Annotated in this window: 17 protein-coding genes and 1 pseudogene; 1 reads left to right on the top strand and 17 read right to left on the bottom strand. The window is 59.4% G+C overall.

All coding sequences use genetic code 11. The features are described from left to right. The 4 genes from RX972_RS03795 to trhA all read right to left on the bottom strand — a co-directional run bounded on the left by RX972_RS03795 (position 1) and on the right by trhA (position 3279). Positions 1–735, bottom strand: a complete 735-nt coding sequence (locus RX972_RS03795) for an amino acid ABC transporter ATP-binding protein (RefSeq protein WP_027902049.1) — start codon at positions 733–735, stop codon at positions 1–3. Next, entirely contained in the window at positions 735–1409 is a 675-nt protein-coding gene (locus RX972_RS03790) for an amino acid ABC transporter permease (protein ID WP_027902050.1), read from the bottom strand. Before RX972_RS03790 ends, RX972_RS03795 begins: the two co-directional genes overlap by 1 nt. 62 nt (positions 1410–1471) lie before the next feature. Next, positions 1472–2248 (bottom strand): transporter substrate-binding domain-containing protein, encoded by a 777-nt coding sequence (locus RX972_RS03785; protein ID WP_027902051.1) that lies wholly within the window; start codon positions 2246–2248, stop codon positions 1472–1474. 413 nt (positions 2249–2661) lie between these two features. Then, complete coding sequence (gene trhA / locus RX972_RS03780; protein ID WP_099267851.1) at positions 2662–3279, bottom strand: PAQR family membrane homeostasis protein TrhA; 618 nt, start codon at positions 3277–3279, stop codon at positions 2662–2664. 152 nt (positions 3280–3431) lie between these two features. Here trhA and RX972_RS03775 point away from each other — a divergent pair, with 152 nt between their 5' ends. Continuing rightward, positions 3432–4352 (top strand): LysR substrate-binding domain-containing protein, encoded by a 921-nt coding sequence (locus tag RX972_RS03775; RefSeq protein ID WP_316872597.1) that lies wholly within the window; start codon positions 3432–3434, stop codon positions 4350–4352. A gap of 313 nt (positions 4353–4665) precedes the next feature. Here the strand turns inward: RX972_RS03775 and madM are convergent, their stop codons facing one another. The 13 genes and pseudogenes from madM to RX972_RS29405 form a co-directional block, all read right to left on the bottom strand. Then, the gene (madM, locus tag RX972_RS03770) at positions 4666–5430 is read right to left on the bottom strand and encodes a malonate transporter subunit MadM (protein WP_122395395.1); all 765 of its coding nucleotides are present in this window, start codon (positions 5428–5430) and stop codon (positions 4666–4668) included. A 1-nt stretch (position 5431) separates the two neighbouring features. Beyond that, entirely contained in the window at positions 5432–5872 is a 441-nt protein-coding gene (gene madL / locus RX972_RS03765) for a malonate transporter subunit MadL (protein WP_099268502.1), read from the bottom strand. A 72-nt stretch (positions 5873–5944) separates the two neighbouring features. Next, complete coding sequence (gene mdcH, locus RX972_RS03760) at positions 5945–6880, bottom strand: malonate decarboxylase subunit epsilon (RefSeq protein WP_316872596.1); 936 nt, start codon at positions 6878–6880, stop codon at positions 5945–5947. Beyond that, positions 6877–7503: a malonate decarboxylase holo-ACP synthase gene (locus RX972_RS03755; RefSeq protein WP_316872595.1), complete on the bottom strand. Its 627-nt coding sequence runs from the start codon at positions 7501–7503 to the stop codon at positions 6877–6879. Before RX972_RS03755 ends, mdcH begins: the two co-directional genes overlap by 4 nt. Then, positions 7504–8304 carry a biotin-independent malonate decarboxylase subunit gamma gene (mdcE, locus tag RX972_RS03750; protein WP_316872594.1) on the bottom strand — a complete coding sequence of 267 codons (801 nt, stop codon included), beginning with the start codon at positions 8302–8304 and terminating at the stop codon, positions 7504–7506. After that, on the bottom strand, positions 8301–9167 hold the full coding sequence (locus RX972_RS03745; RefSeq protein ID WP_316872593.1) for a biotin-independent malonate decarboxylase subunit beta: 867 nt from the start codon (positions 9165–9167) through the stop codon (positions 8301–8303). Before RX972_RS03745 ends, mdcE begins: the two co-directional genes overlap by 4 nt. Further along, positions 9160–9459 carry a malonate decarboxylase subunit delta gene (locus tag RX972_RS03740; protein WP_087265683.1) on the bottom strand — a complete coding sequence of 100 codons (300 nt, stop codon included), beginning with the start codon at positions 9457–9459 and terminating at the stop codon, positions 9160–9162. Before RX972_RS03740 ends, RX972_RS03745 begins: the two co-directional genes overlap by 8 nt. 2 nt (positions 9460–9461) lie before the next feature. After that, positions 9462–10343: a triphosphoribosyl-dephospho-CoA synthase gene (locus RX972_RS03735; protein ID WP_316872592.1), complete on the bottom strand. Its 882-nt coding sequence runs from the start codon at positions 10341–10343 to the stop codon at positions 9462–9464. After that, positions 10343–12019 carry a malonate decarboxylase subunit alpha gene (gene mdcA / locus RX972_RS03730; RefSeq protein WP_316872591.1) on the bottom strand — a complete coding sequence of 559 codons (1677 nt, stop codon included), beginning with the start codon at positions 12017–12019 and terminating at the stop codon, positions 10343–10345. Before mdcA ends, RX972_RS03735 begins: the two co-directional genes overlap by 1 nt. Positions 12020–12284: 265 nt before the next feature. Further along, on the bottom strand, positions 12285–12497 hold the full coding sequence (locus RX972_RS03725; RefSeq protein ID WP_316872590.1) for a DUF6124 family protein: 213 nt from the start codon (positions 12495–12497) through the stop codon (positions 12285–12287). A gap of 758 nt (positions 12498–13255) precedes the next feature. Beyond that, on the bottom strand, positions 13256–14395 hold the full coding sequence (locus RX972_RS03720; protein WP_316872589.1) for a Fic family protein: 1140 nt from the start codon (positions 14393–14395) through the stop codon (positions 13256–13258). 191 nt (positions 14396–14586) lie between these two features. Continuing rightward, positions 14587–15057: a chemotaxis protein CheW gene (locus RX972_RS03715; protein ID WP_231675340.1), complete on the bottom strand. Its 471-nt coding sequence runs from the start codon at positions 15055–15057 to the stop codon at positions 14587–14589. After that, a pseudogene (locus RX972_RS29405) lies at positions 15050–18292 on the bottom strand (Hpt domain-containing protein); the annotation flags it as partial. The pseudogene RX972_RS29405 and the gene RX972_RS03715, both read right to left, overlap by 8 nt. Positions 18293–18299 lie beyond the last annotated feature (7 nt).

The following is an 18299-nucleotide window of genomic DNA, read 5'->3' as shown; positions in this document are numbered from 1 at the left end:
TCAGTGGTGCAGGATGGCCTGCAAAAAGGCCTGTGTTCGCGGTTCCTGAGGCGCCGTGAAAAAGGCTTCGGGCTTGTTCTGTTCGATGATCCGGCCGCTCTCCATGAAAATCACACGGTCGGCGACTTTACGGGCGAAGCCCATCTCATGGGTGACCACGACCATGGTCACGCCTGAGCGCGCCAGGTTCTGCATGACGTCGAGCACTTCACCCACCATCTCCGGGTCCAGCGCAGAAGTCGGTTCGTCGAACAGAATCACCCGTGGCTCCATGGCCATGGTTCGGGCGATAGCGACGCGTTGTTGCTGACCACCGGAAAGCTGGCCGGGGTATTTGTCGGCGTGTGCGCTCATGCCGACTTTTTCCAGCAATACCCGCGCTCGATCCTGCGCATCGCGGCGTGATAAACCGCGCACCCGCACCGGAGCCAGCGCCACATTGGCCAGCACCGTCATGTGCGGATACAGATTGAAATTCTGGAAGACCATGCCGACTTCACAGCGAATACCTGCCAGTTTCGGTCCGGTTTCGACCCGTTGATCTGCTACCCGGATCTCGCCTTCCTGGTACTCCTCCAGCAGATTGATGCAGCGAATCAGCGTGGATTTTCCTGAGCCTGACGGCCCGAGGATCACCACCACTTCGCCCTGCTCGACTGACAGGTTGATATCCGCCAGGGCCTGAAACCTGCCATAGAACTTGGCAACACCCTCAATCTGGATGACTGCGCTCATCAGCTCTTCCTCCCGGCGCTGTTGCGCCGCTCAACCCAACTGACCAGTTGCACCAGGGGCAGTAACAGCAACAGATACATGATTGCGGCGCCCACCAGCGGCGTGGGGTTGGCAGAGAGTGCCTGCGCCTGAGTCGCCTGCTTGAGCAGATCCGGCATGGCGACCACCGAAGCGAGTGCCGTGTCCTTCATGACGTTGATGCAGTTACTGGTCATGGGCGGCAAAACAATGCGCATGGCCTGAGGCAGGATCACGTCGCGCATCGTGTTGAAGAAGCTCATGCCCTGCGACGCCGCTGCTTCGAACTGGCCACGCGGGATGGCTTCGATACCGGAGCGAAAAATCTCTGCCGAGTATGCGCAAGACACCAGCGATAGCGCTGCCACCGCTGCGGCGAACGAGGAAAGACGAATTCCCACAAACGGCAGTGCGTAATAAATCAGCACCAAAAACACCAACAGCGGGATAGAGCGCATCACATCGATGTAAATTCGCGCAAGCAACCGGATCGGTGCATAGCCGTACAGACGTAGCATGGCCAGCAGCAAACCGCCCACCAGACCAAGAATGATGCTGACCACGCCAAGCAACACCGTCACCCCGAGGCCCCGCAACATCTGCGGCAGTGCGTCGACAAACACACCCCAGTTGAAGAAAGTCTGGACCAGCTCCATCAGGACTCCTTGGTGACAGCGCCAGGCGCCGGGTTTGAACAGTCAGAGGTTATTAGCCGCGCTTATTTGAGTACGTCGACAACCTTGACGGTGCTGGACTCTGGATCGGCATCGGCGCCAAACCACTTCTTGTGCAAGCCTGCGATCACGCCTTCTTTTTTCATGGCGGTGATGATGTCGTTGACCTGAGTCGCAGACGCCCAGCCTTTGGCGTGCATCAACGAGTACTTCTCGCCGGTGGGAATACGGGCGACCACCCGGTATTGCGGCTTGTCCTTGATGTAATAGAGCACGGCCGGAATATCGCTGATGTAGCCGTCCATACGCCCGGAAGCAAGGTCGAGCATCGCCGGGGAAAGCCCTTCGTAGCGGGACACATCGCCAAACTTGTACTCGGCCTGATGCGCCGTCACCCACATGTCACCCGTCGAGCCGGTGTCTACGCCGACCACTTTGCCCTGCATGCCTTTCAGGCCATCAATGCCAGACTTGGTCAGCACCGACAGTGACTGATCACTGTCGTAATACGGCTGAGCGAAGCCCACTGATTCAAGACGTTTTGGGGTAATCGTGATCGACGAAATAGCGATGTCTGCACGCTTGGACTGCACGGCACTGAACAGGCCGTTGAACGGAATATTCACAAACTCGACTGTCTTGCCAGCCCGCTTGGCGACTTCTTTGACCACATCGACTTCAAAGCCGACGATCTCGCCTTTGGCGTCCTGAAACTCCCAGGGCACGTTGCCCACGTTGGCACCTACCGTCCAGTCCGCCGCCCAGGTAGAAGCCGAAAACGCAGTGGCCACCGCCATACTCAAGAGTACTTTCACGTTCATCTTTTGCTCCCGGTCTCAGTCGTTGCAAGAAGTCGCCAGCAGGCGGGTCGAGGAACAGACTAGGAGCAAGAATCAAATAATTCAACAGTTTTAAATAATGAATTAAATGCTTCAATGCAGTGCAAAAGCCTGCCGATTTGGTGCGCCCGCACGGGGCGGCGCGCTACGGCGAGGGTTGGTGGGAAATCGTTTGATGGGGTGCGAAGGCGTGCACTGATGCGGGGCGTCAGGTGAATCGATATTCCTTCACTGTCTCGCTGCAAACCGCGGACCTGTAGGAGCGCGCTTGCCCGCGATAGCGTCAGGTCAGGGGAAAATTATCGAAAGAAAAATCGAATCGCGAGCAAGCTCACTCCTACAGAAATGCGTTCAATTCAGTGATGCGGATGTTGTTCATTAAGGGCATCCGCCACTCACAACACATAAAAACAAATCGCCACGAAGTGCAGCAGACTCCCGGCAATCACAAACAAATGCCAGATCCCGTGCCAGTGGCGAAAACGGGTGTCGTAAGCGAAGAAAATAATGCCGATGGTGTACAGCGCGCCGCCCGCCGCCAGCCAGGTAAAGCCTGCCGTGCCCAGTGCAGCGATCAGGGGTTTGACGGCCACGAGCACAATCCAGCCCATGACCGCGTAGATCACGATGGACATGATCCGGGCTTCGGAGCGGGGTTTGATTTCCTGCAGGATGCCGATCACCGCCAGGCCCCAGACCACGCCGAACAATGTCCAGCCCCAAGGACCACGCAAGGTCACCAGACAGAACGGCGTGTAGCTGCCTGCGATCAACAGGTAGATCGAAAAGTGATCAACCTTCTGCATGATCGTTTTCGCCCGTCCGCGCACGCTATGGTAAACGGTCGATGCGCTGTACAACGACACCAGCGTTACGCCGTAGATCGCGACGCTGACTATCTTCCAGATATCACCCTGAAGGCTGGCAATCGCCAGCAACCAGATGGCTCCGACCAAAGCCAGCACTGCACCGACCAGGTGGGACCAGGCGTTGAATTTTTCTCCGTAATACATCCGCACACTACCTCATCGTTCTGAACTGCAGCGCAAGGCTCTAGCTTAGGGACGTAAAGCGCAAGCCATGCGTTAGCCAAACAGTTTTTTATTACAGCCAGTGGCTATCTAAATGTGCACAATCGGGGCACTCAAACAAGAAGCCTCACGACATGCAAATCGACGATGAGTTGACCCTGAAAAAACTGGAAATATTCCTGGCGTTCATGCGCACCGGCAACCTGACCAAAGCCGCCGCGGACCTGAACACCAGTAACGTCAGCGTGCACCGCGCCATTCATTCACTGGAAAGCGCCCTGCGCTGCCCGTTGTTCAAGCATGAAGGCCGTAACCTGACGCCGCTGGAAAGCGCCTATGTGCTGGAAGAGCGAGCCCATAAACTGATTCAGGACGTGCTCGCCACGGTTGAGCTGACACGTCAGGCCGCCGGATTTTCCGCCGCACGCTTCAAGCTCGGTTCCCTGTATTCGCTGACGGTAAAGACCGTTCCGCAGTTGATCATGGGTCTGAAAATCCGCCGTAGCGAGCTCAACATCGACTTGATCATGGGCTCTAACATCGACCTGTTCTACAAGCTCAAGAACATGGAAGTCGACGCGATTCTGGTGTCACTGGACGAGAGCGTCAACGACCCGGACTGCGAACATCTGCCGCTGTTTTCCGACGACATCTTTCTCGCCGTCCCCGCCGACTCACCGTTTTCACAGCACAGCGAAGTGGACCTGAGCGACCTGCGCGAGGCGACGTTCATTACCCTGACCCAAGGCTTCGCCACGCATCGTGATGGCATCCGGGTTTTTCAGCAGGCAGGGTTTGAACCGAAGGTAGCGATGCAGGTGAACGACATCTTCACCTTGCTGAGCATGGTCAGCTCAGGCGTGGGGTATGCGCTGTTGCCGGGCCGTATTGCAGCGGTTTATGAGAACCGGGTGAAGCTGATCCCGCTGCAAGAGCGCTATCGCATGCAACAGCACATCGGCATGGTATTTCTGAAATCAAAGGAGCGCGACCCGAATCTGTTGGCGTTGATAGCCGAGGGACGGATGTATGCCAATCGGCTGACATCCGCGTAAAACCCGCACGAATGCAATTTCCTGTGGGAGTGGTCCCGGTATCCCTGACACCGCGCTGTCGCGCAGCAAACGGGTGACCTGTAGGAGCCAACTTGTTGGCGAGACGTCGGACCCGCATCGTCAGAAATTCCGCTTCGCCAACAAGTTAGCTCCTACAAGGTCCGCGTTTCAAATCCATTATTGGAGTGATGTTTGATAGGAGCCGAGCTTGCTCGCGATAAGGGAGCCGTAGATGTCTGGTCCATCGCGTTCAGCTATATCGCGAGCAAGCTCGGCTCCCACATTAGATACGTGTTGCTCGTCGAATCGTGGGTCAACCGACGATAGCCCGCACCACGAAGTACAGCAGCGATGGTCCCAGCAGGCAGCCCAGTCCGGTGTGGAAAGTTGCAGTCAGCGCGCCGTAAGGCACCAGTCGCCGATCCGTTGCGGCAAGGCCAGCCGTCACACCACTAACGGTGCCCGCCAGACCGCCGAAAACCATTGCCGAGCGCGGGTTATCCAGACCCATCCAGCGCGCCGCCATCGGTGTGCCAACCATCACGATGATCGCCTTGATCAAGCCAGTCGCGATTGATAGCGCCATCACATCCGACGTCGCACCCAATGCCGCGCCGGTGACCGGGCCAACGATATAGGTCACTGCACCCGCGCCAATGGTGGTCATGCTTACCGCATCGCGATAGCCAAACACCCAGGCGATGCTCGCGCCGACAATGAACGGCAGGATCGTGCCAAGCAGCAGCGCAATCACGCCAATCATTCCGGCTTTGCGCGCTTCAGTTGCCTGCACTTCGAACGCGGTGGCAACGATGGCGAAGTCACGCAGCATGGCGCCGCCCATCAGCCCGATACCGGAAAACAATGTCACGTCCGCCAGGCCTTTTTGGCCACCGGTCATCGTGCCGCCGACCCACGCCAGAACCAGGCCGATGACAATGGCGATGGCCGAGCCATGCACCCTGCCGAACGTCAGCCGCTTGGAAAGCACGACAGAAATCCACATCACCACGCCCACAAAGGCAAATGCCGTCACCAGCCCGTTGCTGATCAAACCCTTATCAATGATTTCCCACATATCAGCGGCTCCCTGCTGGCGTTGGCGAAGGCGTTGGTACCGGCGTGATGCCCGGAATGATCACCGGCTCTTCCGGAGGCAGTGGCTCGCCCTTGTTGATGCGGCTGATCAAGGCAATGGTGCAACCGCACAAGACTACCGACCCTACAGCTGCGAGTACGGCGACAGGGCCGCCTTTGAGGGCCGTGACAACGTTTTGCTGAGCCGCCATCGCGACCACCACCGGGATGTACATGGCGCCCCAGAAGCCGACGCCCATCTCGCATTCCTTGCTCATGCCGCCGCGCTTCTCCATCCACAGACGGGCACAGATCAGCAGGATCATCGCGATCCCGACACCACCGACGTTGGATTTGACGCCCAGCATTACGCCCAGCAAGTCACCGAGAATCACCCCTGCAAGCATGCAGATAGCCAGCAGTGCTACACCGTAGATAATCATTATTGTTATTCCTCAGTTTGCCTTACGAAGTTGTTGTTCTTGTTCTTCGAAACGGTCCAACGTCCGTGCGCTCTATGGGTTGCGGCGGCCCTCCTCGCGCGACAACGCGACCAGACTGTCCAGGCGAGCGCCTTGAAAAGCGACTGCCGTCCCCTGCTCGAAAACTTTGCGCGCCAGCCCGGTCAACACGGTGCCCGGCGGGAATTCAATCTGCAGACGTGCACCGCGCTCGTAAGCGGTTTGCACCGTGCTGCGCCAGTCGATGACGCGGCACATGTTGAAGGCCAGATCGTCATGCAGCTTGTCGGCAGTCAACATTGGCCGCGCCGTGCTGCCACTCAGATAACGCACCGCAGGGGCTTTGATCGTCACGTTGGCGAAAGCTTCAGCCAAGGCCTGCGCCGGTTGTTCAAGCAGCGCGCAATGGGACGGCACGCTCACCGCGAGGCGCTTTACCGTCGCGGCGCCACTGGCTTTCGCCAGGCGTGCCACTTCACCCATCGCCTCGGCACTTCCGGAGATCACAAACTGGCTTTCGGCGTTGATATTGGCCAGGTACACGGGCTGTTGAGGACCGTGCACTTCGGCGACCAGCGCTTCGACGGCGGTCAGATCCAGCCCGATAATCGCCGTCATGCCATAGCCTTGGGGATAGGCGTTCTGCATCAGCTCACCGCGCAAGGCCACTAACCGAACAGCGTCAGTGAAGCCCAGCGAACCGGCAACAACCGCTGCCGGATAAGCACCAATGGACAAACCAGCGACGGTGTCCGGCGCGCAGCCCTGGGTTTTTAAAAGCCGCGCGCTGGCGACCCCGGCAATCAATAAACACAGCTGAACGGCGCGAGTGGATTGCAGCATTTGCTCAGAATCCAGCAGCAATACGTCTTCGCCCAACGCATCGCTGGCTTCACTCAGGCAATCACGCATCGATTGCTCATCTGGCAGCTGATTCAACATGCCCGGCTGCTGCGCGCCCTGGCCGGGGAACACCCAAAAGCTGCTCATGCGCAGGCCTCGGTCGGCTGCCAGGGTTGGGTGACCAACCAGGCACCGTGCTCACTCTTGAGCAACACCTGACGCGAAGCACCCGCCCACTCGCGCAATGCCAGCGCGCCAAAAGGCGTCTGTAATTGCACGTCGATTCGACACACGGAACGGTCCAGAACTTTCACCAACTCGCCAGCCCATTCACGGCTGACAAAGCGCGGAGTGCGCACAATCAAGTCCAGGTCACTGTTCTGATGCAGTGCCGCCACACCGCTGGCCAGCTCGAAGCCAGCGCTGCCGCTCACGCCCCAAGGCAACGCCAGCAGATCCATCAACGGGCGAATCTGATCCAGTGCTTGCAGCGCAAGCCAATCGTGCGTTCCTTGAACATGCGTCAACTGCTCAGGACGCACGCAACGCTCGATAGCATCCCATGGCATCAGTGCCGCAAACCGTTGCTCACGACCCGGACCACGGATACCCACCGCGACAAGCGCTCGCGGCGCCAATGAACGACGCACCACCACCGGATGCTCAAGGCGTACGGCCTCAAACACCCAGTCTGGCGCATCGGCAGGCAAGGCAGACACAGGCATGCCCCACAACAAATCGTGGGGCTGCACTGCCAGATCAGCGTTCATTTACCACTGCGCCCGCAACAGTTCGCGTACTTTTGACGAGGCTTGACGATTGCTGGCGCCGAGTCGACTGCTAAGGTCATTGCCTGTGGCCTTCACGTCTTTGATCGCACTGTTCAGCACATCCTGAACCTGGCTGATATCTTCGCCGGAGGGCTGCTCGATCTGGCTGACCGACAAGGTTTCCCAGAGCAAGCCAAGGCTGGCGTAGTTCTCGATGTCGTACGCCATGGGCGGGATGCTGGCGGCGAGTTTTTCCAGTTCGTCGACGCTGCGCAACGTGACCCGCGCGGCTGACTCTTTGCCCATGGCGTGCACCATAACCCCGGGATCACGCAAGGCAATCAGCCGATTAGCCTGATAACCGTGAGCCAGAAAAGCGCCGGACATGGCCTTGCCGACCAACAAACCAATCACCGGATGGCCCGCCAGTCGCGCACGGGCATAACTGTCTACCGCGCCCGCCAACGCTTGATGAATACCCAGCGCTTCTTCGCGCCGCCCATACGCTTGGCTCGGCACATCAACGATAGCGATCAGCGCGCGTTTATGTTCGTTATCGCGATCCAGCTCGATGGCGGAATCCACGGCCTTGGCCAAACCCCAGCCTTCCAGTAAACCGACCTCGCCATTGCGAGCACGGGGGAACCGGTTGTCAGCATCGGCGACCACTGCCAGAAAGCGCACCGGCTGATCACCCAGTACTCCATCGGCAGCCTTGACTGAGTGAGGCAGACCCACCACTTCGGCCGCGTTGGCGCTGAGCGCTTTGAACCAGTTCAAACCTCGTTGGGAAGCGCTCATGGCTTGGCTCCATTGGATTGCGGCTCTGTATAGAGATCGCGCACGGTTTGCGGATCGATTTGCGAAGCAGTATCGAGACGCGCCAGACGATGCAGAAAGGTGTCGTACTGGCTGCTGCGCTCCTGAGCCGGAACACCGAGGCTGATCCAGCTGGTCACCTGTTCACGGATCGCTTGCACGTCGTCAGCGGCAAAACCGTCCACCAGATGGCTGGCGTAACGCTGCTCACCTCCGGTCAGGCTCCAGATGAAAGGCCGATCGCGGGAGTCGTATTCTTCGATACCCGCTTCCTGCTCGATCACTTGCGGGCCGTTCAAGCCAAGCCGTGCTTCCTGGGTCACCAACAGGTAACTGCACAAGCCCGCCGCGATGGACATGCCTCCAAAACAACCGACGCTGCCCGCCACCACGCCGATCACTGGCTGGTACTGGCGCAGGTCGACAATCGCCGCATGAATTTCGGCAATCGCCGCCAGGCCAAGGTTGGCTTCCTGCAAGCGCACACCGCCGGTTTCCAACAGCAGAATCGCAGCCGTGGGAATGCCCTTGCGGTTGTCTTCAGCAGCCAGTTCCAAGGCACCGGCCATTTTCGCGCCGCCCACTTCGCCCATGCTGCCGCCCTGAAACGCACCTTCGATGGCGGCGATAACCACCGGCAAACCAGCGACCGTACCTTTGGCGACAATCACCCCGTCGTCCGCCTGAGCGACGATGCCTTGCTTGATCAACCAGGGCGACATGACACGATCAAAAGGACCGATCAGCTCACGAAAGCTACCCTCGTCGAGCAAAGCCTTAGCTCGCTGACGCGCACCGAGTTCGACAAAACTGTGTTGCTGGAGCAAGCGGGCAGTATCAGTCATGGCCGATCTCCTCGAAGCCTTGCTCCAGACGCAAACGGACCACGCCTGGTGTGGCGCCGAAATCGTGAATATCGATGGCCAGCGCAGGTGGTGTCTGGCCGTCGAACATGCGCTCGAACAAATGCTGCCAGCGGGCAGACGCGCCATTCACCGACGTCACCACGTTGATCGACAACTTGCCGGGCACACCGGGTTCAAGCAGCACTTCCAGATCACCGGAACCGACACAACCCACCAGCGCACGGCCTAGCGGCGGCTGCCCGGCGGGGAATTCAAAAGACAGGGTTTCCATGGTCAGACACTCCTCGATTCAGAGCCGAGCACAGGCTCAAGGCTATCGATGAACAGGCATGCGGCGAGCAAATCGGCAGCGCCACCGGGTGACGCATTGAGCTGCAACAACTGCTGATCCAGCGCGTGCAATTGGCGACGACCGGCCAGGCTCGCACTGCCGCCCGCATCCAGCACCCGCTGCGCGCCTTGCTGCATGGCGTGCAAACCTTCAAGGCCGGAGCGATACAGCACACAGGTGTCCGCCAACGTGGTCATGATCGCCAGCAAGGCATCTAGTCGCGCGTTCTGCTCGCCGCTGCCGGACGCCCGACTGTGTTGCAGTTGCGGCAGGCCTTTTTGCATGACGGCGGGGAAGCCCAGTTGCGCCTGTTCTTTCGCACCCATGGCGCCATAACGCTGGGCCACTTGTGCGCCGTGGCTAAGTTGCGGGACCACGTTGCGGTCTTCAATCAAGGCCAGCTTTGCGGCGCGCAAGGTCAATTGCGCCGGGCTGCAGTTATCCGGTTCAAGCGCGGCAGCGGTGACCAACAGGCCCAACGCCCAGATCGCACCGCGGTGGGTGTTCACGCCATTCGTGGTGCGCAGCATCGCGGCTTCGCCTTCACGACCAATGCGGCCCAAGGCCTCGCGCAAAGGCTGGCCGATTTCTGCGAACTGTTCGGCGGCCTCGGCCATGCCTTTGAACATTGGCCACAGCGACAACGCCGAAGCGTGCATCAGGCCCAAATGCAGATCGCTGTGCGCGCCACTGCCGCGCCGATCCACCAGTGCAGGCTTAGGTGACAGGTCCGCTTCATCGATCAACGCGTCGACGGCAAGGTCAGCCAGCTGTTCGGCGAACAACGGGCTGTCAGATTTGGCTTTGTGTGCGAGTGCGCTCATTACCAACTCCTGAATTTTGCAGGTGGGTTGTACAAGCCGCCTGACCACTGAACCAGATCACCGATGCTCTTGGCGGCGAGCAATTCGCGGCTGGCATCGGTGCGGCGGATACCCAGATCTTCCGGCAGCGCAATCAAGCCTTCACGACGCATGCGCGCGGTGTCTTTGGGGTTATGGCGCATGCCAATGACAGTCACGCCTGCCACCGCTGCGATCATCGCCTGACGCTCTTCCAGGCTGCGTGCCTTGTAGAGATAAGCAATGCCTTCTTCGGTGAGCAAATGGGTGACGTCATCGCCGTAGATCATGATCGGCGCGAGGGGCATGCCGCTTTTCTTCGCCACTTCGACCGCATCAAGGGTTTCCACGAAAGTCGGTTTGCCGCCTTCCTGGAAAGTCTCGACCATTTGCACCACGAGCTTTTTGCCGCGCTCAAGATAAGCATCCGGGCCGTCGCCGCTCTGTTGGCGCATGTCCAGCCAGGCGGAGGTTGGATGGCGACGCCCATGAGGGTCATGGCCCATGTTCGGCGCGCCACCAAAACCGGCGAGGCGACCACGGGTGACGGTTGAGGAGTGACCATCACCATCCACTTGCAAGGTCGCGCCGATGAACAGATCCACCGCGTACTGCCCGGCCAGTTGGCAGACCATGCGGTTGGAACGCATCGAGCCATCGCGCCCGGTAAAGAACACGTCTGGCCGGGCAGCAATGTAGTTTTCCATGCCCAGCTCAGTGCCGAAGCAGTGCACGCTCTCCACCCAGCCGCTTTCGATGGCGGGGATCAACGTCGGGTGCGGATTGAGCGTCCAGTTGCGACAGATCTTGCCCTTCAGACCGAGTGATTCACCGTAGGTCGGCAGGATCAATTCGATGGCGGCGGTGTTGAAGCCGATGCCGTGGTTGAGCGACTGCACATTGTGTTTTTCGTAGATGCCACGAATCGCCATCATCGCCATCAACACGTGTACTGGCTTGATGTGGCGCGGGTCGCGGGTGAACAACGGTTCGATGTAAAACGGCTTGTCGGCGACCACAACAAAGTCGACCCACGACGCAGGGATATCAACGCGAGGCAGATCGCTGACGTCGTCCACCAATTGGTTGACCTGGACGATGACAATGCCTTCGCTGAACGCGGCCGGTTCGATCAAGGCGGGAGTGTCTTCAGTGCTTGGGCCGGTGTAGATGTTGCCCGCCCGGTCGGCCATGAAACCGGCAGAGAGCACGACATTGGGAATCAGATCGACCACGAGCCGCGAGTACAGCTCGATGTAGGTATGAATCGCGCCGATTTCCAGCAGGCCGTCTTCCAGCAACTGGCTGATGCGCAGGCTTTGCGTACCGGCAAAGGAGAAATCGAGCTTGCGGGCGATGCCGCGTTCGAACAGATCAAGGTGCTCCGGGCGCCCAACGCTGGGCATGATCATGTGCAGGTCGTGCAGCTTGGCCGGGTCGACTTTGGCCAGGGCGCGGGAAAGAAAGTCCGCCTGCTTCTGGTTGTTGCCCTCAAGCACCACGCGATCACCGGACACCATCAAGGCTTCCAGCGCTGCGACGATGTTGTCGGTCGGCAACACCACACCATCGGCAAGATGCCGCACCTGCTCGAGCCGCCGCTGTTTCTCGGTGCGACGACGCGACCAGCGCGCGTCGGGGGTCGTTATTGTTGTCATGTCCACTCCACGATTTCGCTGTCGTGGGCCACCTTAGGAGCTAAGGGTGCGGGGCATCAATCAAGTAGAGGGTGGGATCGTTACGGTTGGAGTAATGATCAGTTGATGGCGGCTAATGCTGGCCCAAAAGCTGTAGTGCAAGGCTCAGATCATTGTGGGAGCTGGGCTTGCCCGCGATGCAGGCACCGCGGTGTTTCAGGCAGATCGCATCATCGTTCATCGCGAGCAAGCTCAGCTCCCACAGAAGAAAGTAGCTTCGCAGCAACTATCGAAGCGACCGCTCAACCATCGTGTTGGCCATTTCAACCAGATGCACAACAGAAAACGCCAGATCGCGCTTTGAACCGGTCAGGCTATCGCCGCATTCGTACGCAGTGGCCATGGCGCAACGCAGCAACTCCGAGGCGTGGGTCAGGGCTTGCTCCTGGGTCAGGGCGTGATTGGCGAGGAAGGGTATTTGGGGTGGTGTTTCGGGCATTTGATTTAATTCCTACATGACTTAAGGAGCCGCTGTCTTCGCTACCAAACGAAGGGTGGCGGCCGTACGCAAGTTGGTAGAACCGGTCGCAGGCACCCGGCGCGTCCGAAGACGCCATGCGCACGGCCACCATAAACACGGACCGTAAGAAAGCGCCTCGCTGAAGGTGGCGCCTTGCGCCTACATAACCTAGGTCTACCAAACCTGATCGCTGATTTTGCAGCGACGGCAGGAGGTTAGAGACCCCAATCACAGGGCGCAATAGGCCGGGATTTTCTCGGAAATTTCACTCAAGGGAAAGGGCGATGTCTGGCTGTGGAGCGGGGAAGTTGTGGCTCAATATCTCGGTGGGTAATACATACGTACTGATTCGCTCCGCCTAAATCAGTTACTTTTCATTGAAAACGCTCTTCGGATTTCATCATGACCTCGCCTGACAACCCGCGGAATGAAAACTCCAGCGTTGAGACGACTTACTTGCTGAGTAACGAATCAAACGCCAAGCGCCTGCGCCGCTCTGTCGCTCAACACAAAGCCAGGACAGTTCTGACCGACGATATGTCCTTGAGCCTCAGCGAGCTAGAAGTGAACCGACGCGCTCACGCAGCAAGCACAGGCCATTGTAGGAGTGACCGGGGTGGCGCTCCACCTTGCTCGCGATTCGGTTTCTCTGTAGACGACAATTATCGCCTGAATTAACGCTATCGCGAGCAAGCTCACTCCTACAGGTCCAAGGTTAGCTGCGGGACAACAACCGCTCAATCCAAGACCAACTGATACCGCGTACTACGCCCTCCCCCCGGCAGTTTCAGCACGCAGTCCTTTTCCAGAAGATCAGCCAGGTGCCGGGTGGCTGTGGCTTTACTGACCTTCGCAACAGCCTGATATTGCGCGGCGCTGATGCCGCCTTCGAAACCCGGCTTGTCTGCCAGTAAACTTCCGTCCAGCAAACGGTTGAGGACTTTGATTTGCTCTGGCGATAAACCGTCTTCCCGGTGTTGCTGCCAGAAGCGTGCCTTGGCCAGAACGCGGTCGATGCGTTTGATCGCTTGCTCAAGGGTATGCAGCAAGGTTTGCAGAAACCATTCGAGCCACGGCGTGATATCCAGACCTTCTTTCTGGCTGCGCTCCAGGACTTCATAGTAGCCGCGTCGATCCGCCAGGATGCTTGCGGACATGGCATAAAAACGGATCGCCTGGTTCTCGGCCTGCGCCAAAGCAAGGTCAGTGATTGCTCGCGTCAGACGGCCGTTGCCGTCATCGAAGGGATGCAGCGTCACGAACCAGAAGTGCGCAATGCCCGCACGCAGCAATGGGTCAAGGCTGACATCTTCCCGGCTGGCGGCGAACCAATCGAGAAACGCATCGAGTTGTCCCTCCAGACCTTCGCGCGCCGGGGCTTCGAAATGCACAGTTGGCCGGTCCACACGCCCCGACACAACCTGCATCGGCTCTTCGCCCCGCAAGGCACCTACCCGGATGTTGTGGGACAGCAGCGATGCCTGCGCTGGAAACAGCAGCGTGTGCCAATGGAGTACCCGCTCAAGGGTGAGCGTCGCAGTGTGTTGCTGGGTGGCATCGAGCATTAGCTCGGCCAGGCCTTCACTGCGTGGGCTGACCCGCTGATCAGTCTCAAGTCCAAGACGCTTGGCCAGCGAGGAGCGCACCGAGCCAACATTCAGTTGCTCACCTTCAATGGCTGAAGAAGTGATGATGTTTTGCAGCAGCGCATCAAGCTCCGTCTGTGCGCTCGCATCGGCACCGGCCGCCCCCAACATGCCCAGCAACTGGCCCTGCGCCTGAGAGCAGCAGCGCAACAGTGAGGCGAGCCGCTCCGCCTGCCAGCGAACATGCGGCCAGTCAGCGTGCTGCCAGATCCAGTTCAGGGGTTCGTTCATGATGACGGCCGTTATGCACATGAGCCGAATAATAAACCTATTCGGCTCATTCCGTGAGCCGAATATAAAATCTAATCGGCTCACATACCCGGCGGGATACGATTCTTTGTAGGAGCGCACGAGCACCGCGAGGCCGCGATGGCGGTGTGTCAGGCAGAACGCTATCGCTGCCTCGCGGTGCTCGTGAGCTCCTACAGGGAGGTTTGTGTGAGGCCCGCATCCACCAACCACTGCTCTAGCCCCACCAGATCGGGGATCTTCGCGATGGTCTCGCCGATTTGCACCGCCGCAAGCTCAAGCGCATCGAGGGGGACGTCAACATAGCTGAGCTGGTTGTCGACCTTGCAGGAACGGGGAATGCCTTGAGTCAGCAGGGCAATGAATTTCAGCTCGTCGCGGCCACCCAGGGCGTTGAGTACGACAATGCGTGCGCGGCCACCGACAAGGGTTCGGCCGCCGCACGCGGCTTCGAAACTGAGCAAGGGCAAAGTGCGCTGCCGCCAGCTGATCGGCCCCAGATACCATGCAGGCGCATCACTGTCGGCGCTGCAATCCTGATAATCGATGAGTTCCGCCACGGCGACGTTGGGCAACAGCAAATTGCGGTCGCTCAGGGGCAGAATCAGCCCGGTCAGTTGTGTCGCACTGGCAGCGTTAGGCATTGACCTGACTCCAATAGGCGATGCTTTCGAGCAGCACTGATTCCTGATACGGCTTGCTCAGGTATTCGTTAACGCCCAGCCCCATGGCACGGTCGCGGTGCTTCTGGCCGGAGCGGGAGGTGATCATGATGATGGGCAATTCCTTGAGCTGCTCGTCGGCGCGAACATGGCCGAGGACTTCGAAACCGTCCATGCGTGGCATTTCAATATCCAGCAACATGACGTCCGGGACGCGCTCCTTGAGCAGCAGCATGGCGTCGACACCGTCTTTGGCCGTCAGCACGTTCATGCCGTGACGTTCCAGCAGGCGGCTGGTGACTTTGCGTACCGTGACCGAATCGTCCACCACCATTACCAACAGCGGTCGGCCCTGCTCGGCATCGCTCCACACCGGCACACTGCGCCCCGCCGCTTGCTCGGCCAGCAGGCGGCCATGCAACCGACGAATATGCGCCAGCAAATCGAGAATCAGCACGACGCGGCCATCGCCCAGAATGGTCGCACCGGAAATACCCTGCACCCTGGAAAACTGCGGGCCGAGGCTTTTAACGACGATTTCCCGCGAGCCCGCCAACGCATCGACCTGCACCGCCACCCACTGGTCCTGAACATGCACCAGCAACACCGGCAACGGCTGGGTCTGCCCGATGAACGAAGGCGGCTGACTGTAATTGAGCAGCTCGCCCAGATAGCGCAACTCGTAAACCCGCTCGCCATATTGATAACGCGGCGGCGTCGACTGGTAGCACCTTTCCAGCTCGCCGGGCATGACCCGCACAATGCCTTCGACAGTATTGAGCGGCACGGCGTATTGCTCTTCGCCCCACTGCACCATCAGTGCACGGTTGACCGACACCGAGAACGGCAGGCGAATCCGGAACAGCGCCCCCTGCCCCTGCACCGATTCGATGACCATGGTGCCGCCCAGTTGCTTGACCTCCGCATGCACCACGTCCATCCCGACGCCGCGCCCGGAAATCTGCGTGACAGTTTCCGCGGTAGAGAACCCAGGCTCCAGAATGAACTGCAACGTCTCGTGATAACCCGGCTGCGCATAAGCCGGAATCATGCCGCGCTTGATGGCCTTCTTCCGCACCGCATCCAGGTCCACGCCTGCGCCGTCGTCGCTCATTTCGAAGACGATATCGCCGCCTTCGTGCTTGAGATCCAGAAGAATGGTGCCGAACTCGGGCTTGCCCTGAGCCAGGCGCTCTTCGGTGCTTTCAAGGCCATGATCGATGGCGTTGCGCAGCATGTGCTCCAGCGGCGCAACCATGCGCTCAAGCACCGTACGGTCCATCTCGCCTTCAGCGTTACCCACCTCGAAATGGACCTTCTTGTGCAGCTCGGCAGACACCTGACGCACGATGCGTTTGAGGCGCGGCACCATGCGCTCGAAAGGCACCATGCGCGTGCGCATCAGGCCTTCCTGCAGTTCGGTATTGACCCGCGCCTGTTGCAGCAACAGGGTCTGCGCATCGCTGGCCCGGGCGTCGAGGGTTTCCTTGAGGTCCATCAAGTCGGACGCGGACTCGAACAAAGCGCGGGACAATTGTTGCAGCTGGGAATGGCGATCCATTTCCAGCGGGTCGAAATCTTCGTAACCCAGCCGCTCGGCCTGCACCTGCTCACGACTGAGGATGCTGCCTTGGGTTTCCATGTCCAGACGCCGCAACTGATCGCGCATCCGCTCAATGGTCGTGGCCATTTCTGCGAGGGTGCCTTCGGCGTCAATGACTTGCTGTTCGATACGGCCGCGAAAGATCGATGTCTCGCCCGCCAGATTGACCAGCGTTTCCAGTTCTTGCGCCGGAACCTTGACCATCTCGCTAGCCGCGCGCTCCCCCTCGGTATCAGGGGCCGGGGCTGGTTCGGGCATGAGTATCGGGGCCAACGGTTCGAGCATCGCTGGCGCGAGGGTTGGACCATTCGAGCTATCGCCAGAGGCCTGCTTGCGAATGCTCTCGATCAGCAGCGCCGCACCGGGCAACGGCTTGTCGGTGCGCACCGCGTCGAGCATATCGCCGAGCAAATCGTGGCCGCTTTGCAGCAGGCTGATGGTGATCGGATCGGGCTTCACTGTCCCGGCCGACAAACCCTCATATAGCGTTTCCAGCTCGTGAGCCAGATCGCCGATGGGGGCGATTTCTGCCATGCGCGCGCCACCTTTCAAGGTATGCAGGTCGCGCAGCAGGTTTTCCACTTCGAGCAAATTAGCGGTGTCGGCCTGCCACCTTGCCAGCGCAGCGCCGGAGCTGTCGATGAGGTCGAAGCCTTCTTCGAGGAAGATTTCCAGCAACTCGGTGTCGCGCTCAGGCGAAGTATTGGCTTCAACTTTGGGCTGTGCCGGTACGGGCTCGCCCATTGACGTCGGCGTGGCGCCCATACGCAAGGCCTGAATGGCATCGATCAACGCCGTCGGGTCACTCAGCACCCGGTGCTTCTGTAACTCTTCAAGCATCAATGCCAGATGGTCATGGCTTTGGACCAGCAAGTCAGCCAGGGCCGGAGAATGGGTGTATCGGCGGTCGATCAGGCCTTCGTAGACGCTTTCCAGTTCATGCCCCAGATCGCCAATGGGACCGATTTCAGCCATGCGCGCGCCACCCTTCAAGGTGTGCAGGTCGCGCTGCAAGGCTGATAGCGGCAACGGGTTTTCCGGGTCATCGAACCAGCGCTGCAGGGCTTGCCCGGCGCTGTCGAGGATATCCACCGCTTCCTCAAGAAATATCTCGACGATCTCGTCATCGAGGTTCAACGGGTCGCCGAGAATCGGCGCATGACTGGCCAACGTTTCGGTGGCCGCGTTCAGCTCGGTGATGCTCAGCGTCTGGCTGCCGTCACTTTTGATCAGGCCCGTGGCTGAAGGGTCCAGCGCCTGATCATGCAAGTCCCGCAACGCCTGAATGCGGGCCGGACAGGCTTCAACTTCTTGCCCGGCCGCCAGTTGATCAAGCATGCAGATCAGTGCTTCATGGGCCTGCTCGGCCTCATCAAAAAAGCGTTCGCTGACCGCCAGGCTGCTTTCTTCCACAGCCCCATACAGGTCCAGCAAGGCCTCGCAAAGTTCGTCCACTTGCGGCAAGTCGGCGAGGTGCGCGCCATGCCCCAAGGTGGTCAGCTCATCCAGCAGCGCAGAGAGTTCCTGCCGTTCGCCGGGGTGTTCACGCCAACGCTGCAAGAGGTTTTCCGCATCCAGCAGGATGTCCATGCCTTCGGCCAGAAAGCTCTCGATCAGTTGC

The sequence above is a fragment of the Pseudomonas syringae group sp. J309-1 genome, from assembly GCF_032582135.1.
GTDB lineage: Bacteria > Pseudomonadota > Gammaproteobacteria > Pseudomonadales > Pseudomonadaceae > Aquipseudomonas > Aquipseudomonas quasicaspiana.
This window is presented reverse-complemented; position numbering and strand designations above follow the sequence as displayed.

Bases quoted from the DNA above. Each gene is read 5' to 3' on its own strand.
- RX972_RS03775 (WP_316872597.1), top strand. From the start codon at position 3,432: ATGCAAATCGACGATGAGTTGACCCTGAAAAAACTGGAAATATTCCTG.
- mdcA (WP_316872591.1), bottom strand. From the start codon at position 12,019: ATGACAACAATAACGACCCCCGACGCGCGCTGGTCGCGTCGTCGCACC.
- RX972_RS03735 (WP_316872592.1), bottom strand. From the start codon at position 10,343: ATGAGCGCACTCGCACACAAAGCCAAATCTGACAGCCCGTTGTTCGCC.
- mdcH (WP_316872596.1), bottom strand. From the start codon at position 6,880: ATGAGCAGCTTTTGGGTGTTCCCCGGCCAGGGCGCGCAGCAGCCGGGC.
- trhA (WP_099267851.1), bottom strand. From the start codon at position 3,279: ATGTATTACGGAGAAAAATTCAACGCCTGGTCCCACCTGGTCGGTGCA.
- RX972_RS03715 (WP_231675340.1), bottom strand. From the start codon at position 15,057: ATGCCTAACGCTGCCAGTGCGACACAACTGACCGGGCTGATTCTGCCC.
- mdcE (WP_316872594.1), bottom strand. From the start codon at position 8,304: ATGAGCGCTTCCCAACGAGGTTTGAACTGGTTCAAAGCGCTCAGCGCC.
- RX972_RS03725 (WP_316872590.1), bottom strand. From the start codon at position 12,497: ATGCCCGAAACACCACCCCAAATACCCTTCCTCGCCAATCACGCCCTG.
- RX972_RS03755 (WP_316872595.1), bottom strand. From the start codon at position 7,503: ATGAACGCTGATCTGGCAGTGCAGCCCCACGATTTGTTGTGGGGCATG.
- RX972_RS03745 (WP_316872593.1), bottom strand. From the start codon at position 9,167: ATGACTGATACTGCCCGCTTGCTCCAGCAACACAGTTTTGTCGAACTC.
- madL (WP_099268502.1), bottom strand. From the start codon at position 5,872: ATGATTATCTACGGTGTAGCACTGCTGGCTATCTGCATGCTTGCAGGG.
- RX972_RS03740 (WP_087265683.1), bottom strand. From the start codon at position 9,459: ATGGAAACCCTGTCTTTTGAATTCCCCGCCGGGCAGCCGCCGCTAGGC.
- RX972_RS03790 (WP_027902050.1), bottom strand. From the start codon at position 1,409: ATGGAGCTGGTCCAGACTTTCTTCAACTGGGGTGTGTTTGTCGACGCA.
- madM (WP_122395395.1), bottom strand. From the start codon at position 5,430: ATGTGGGAAATCATTGATAAGGGTTTGATCAGCAACGGGCTGGTGACG.
- RX972_RS03720 (WP_316872589.1), bottom strand. From the start codon at position 14,395: ATGAACGAACCCCTGAACTGGATCTGGCAGCACGCTGACTGGCCGCAT.
- RX972_RS03795 (WP_027902049.1), bottom strand. From the start codon at position 735: ATGAGCGCAGTCATCCAGATTGAGGGTGTTGCCAAGTTCTATGGCAGG.
- RX972_RS03785 (WP_027902051.1), bottom strand. From the start codon at position 2,248: ATGAACGTGAAAGTACTCTTGAGTATGGCGGTGGCCACTGCGTTTTCG.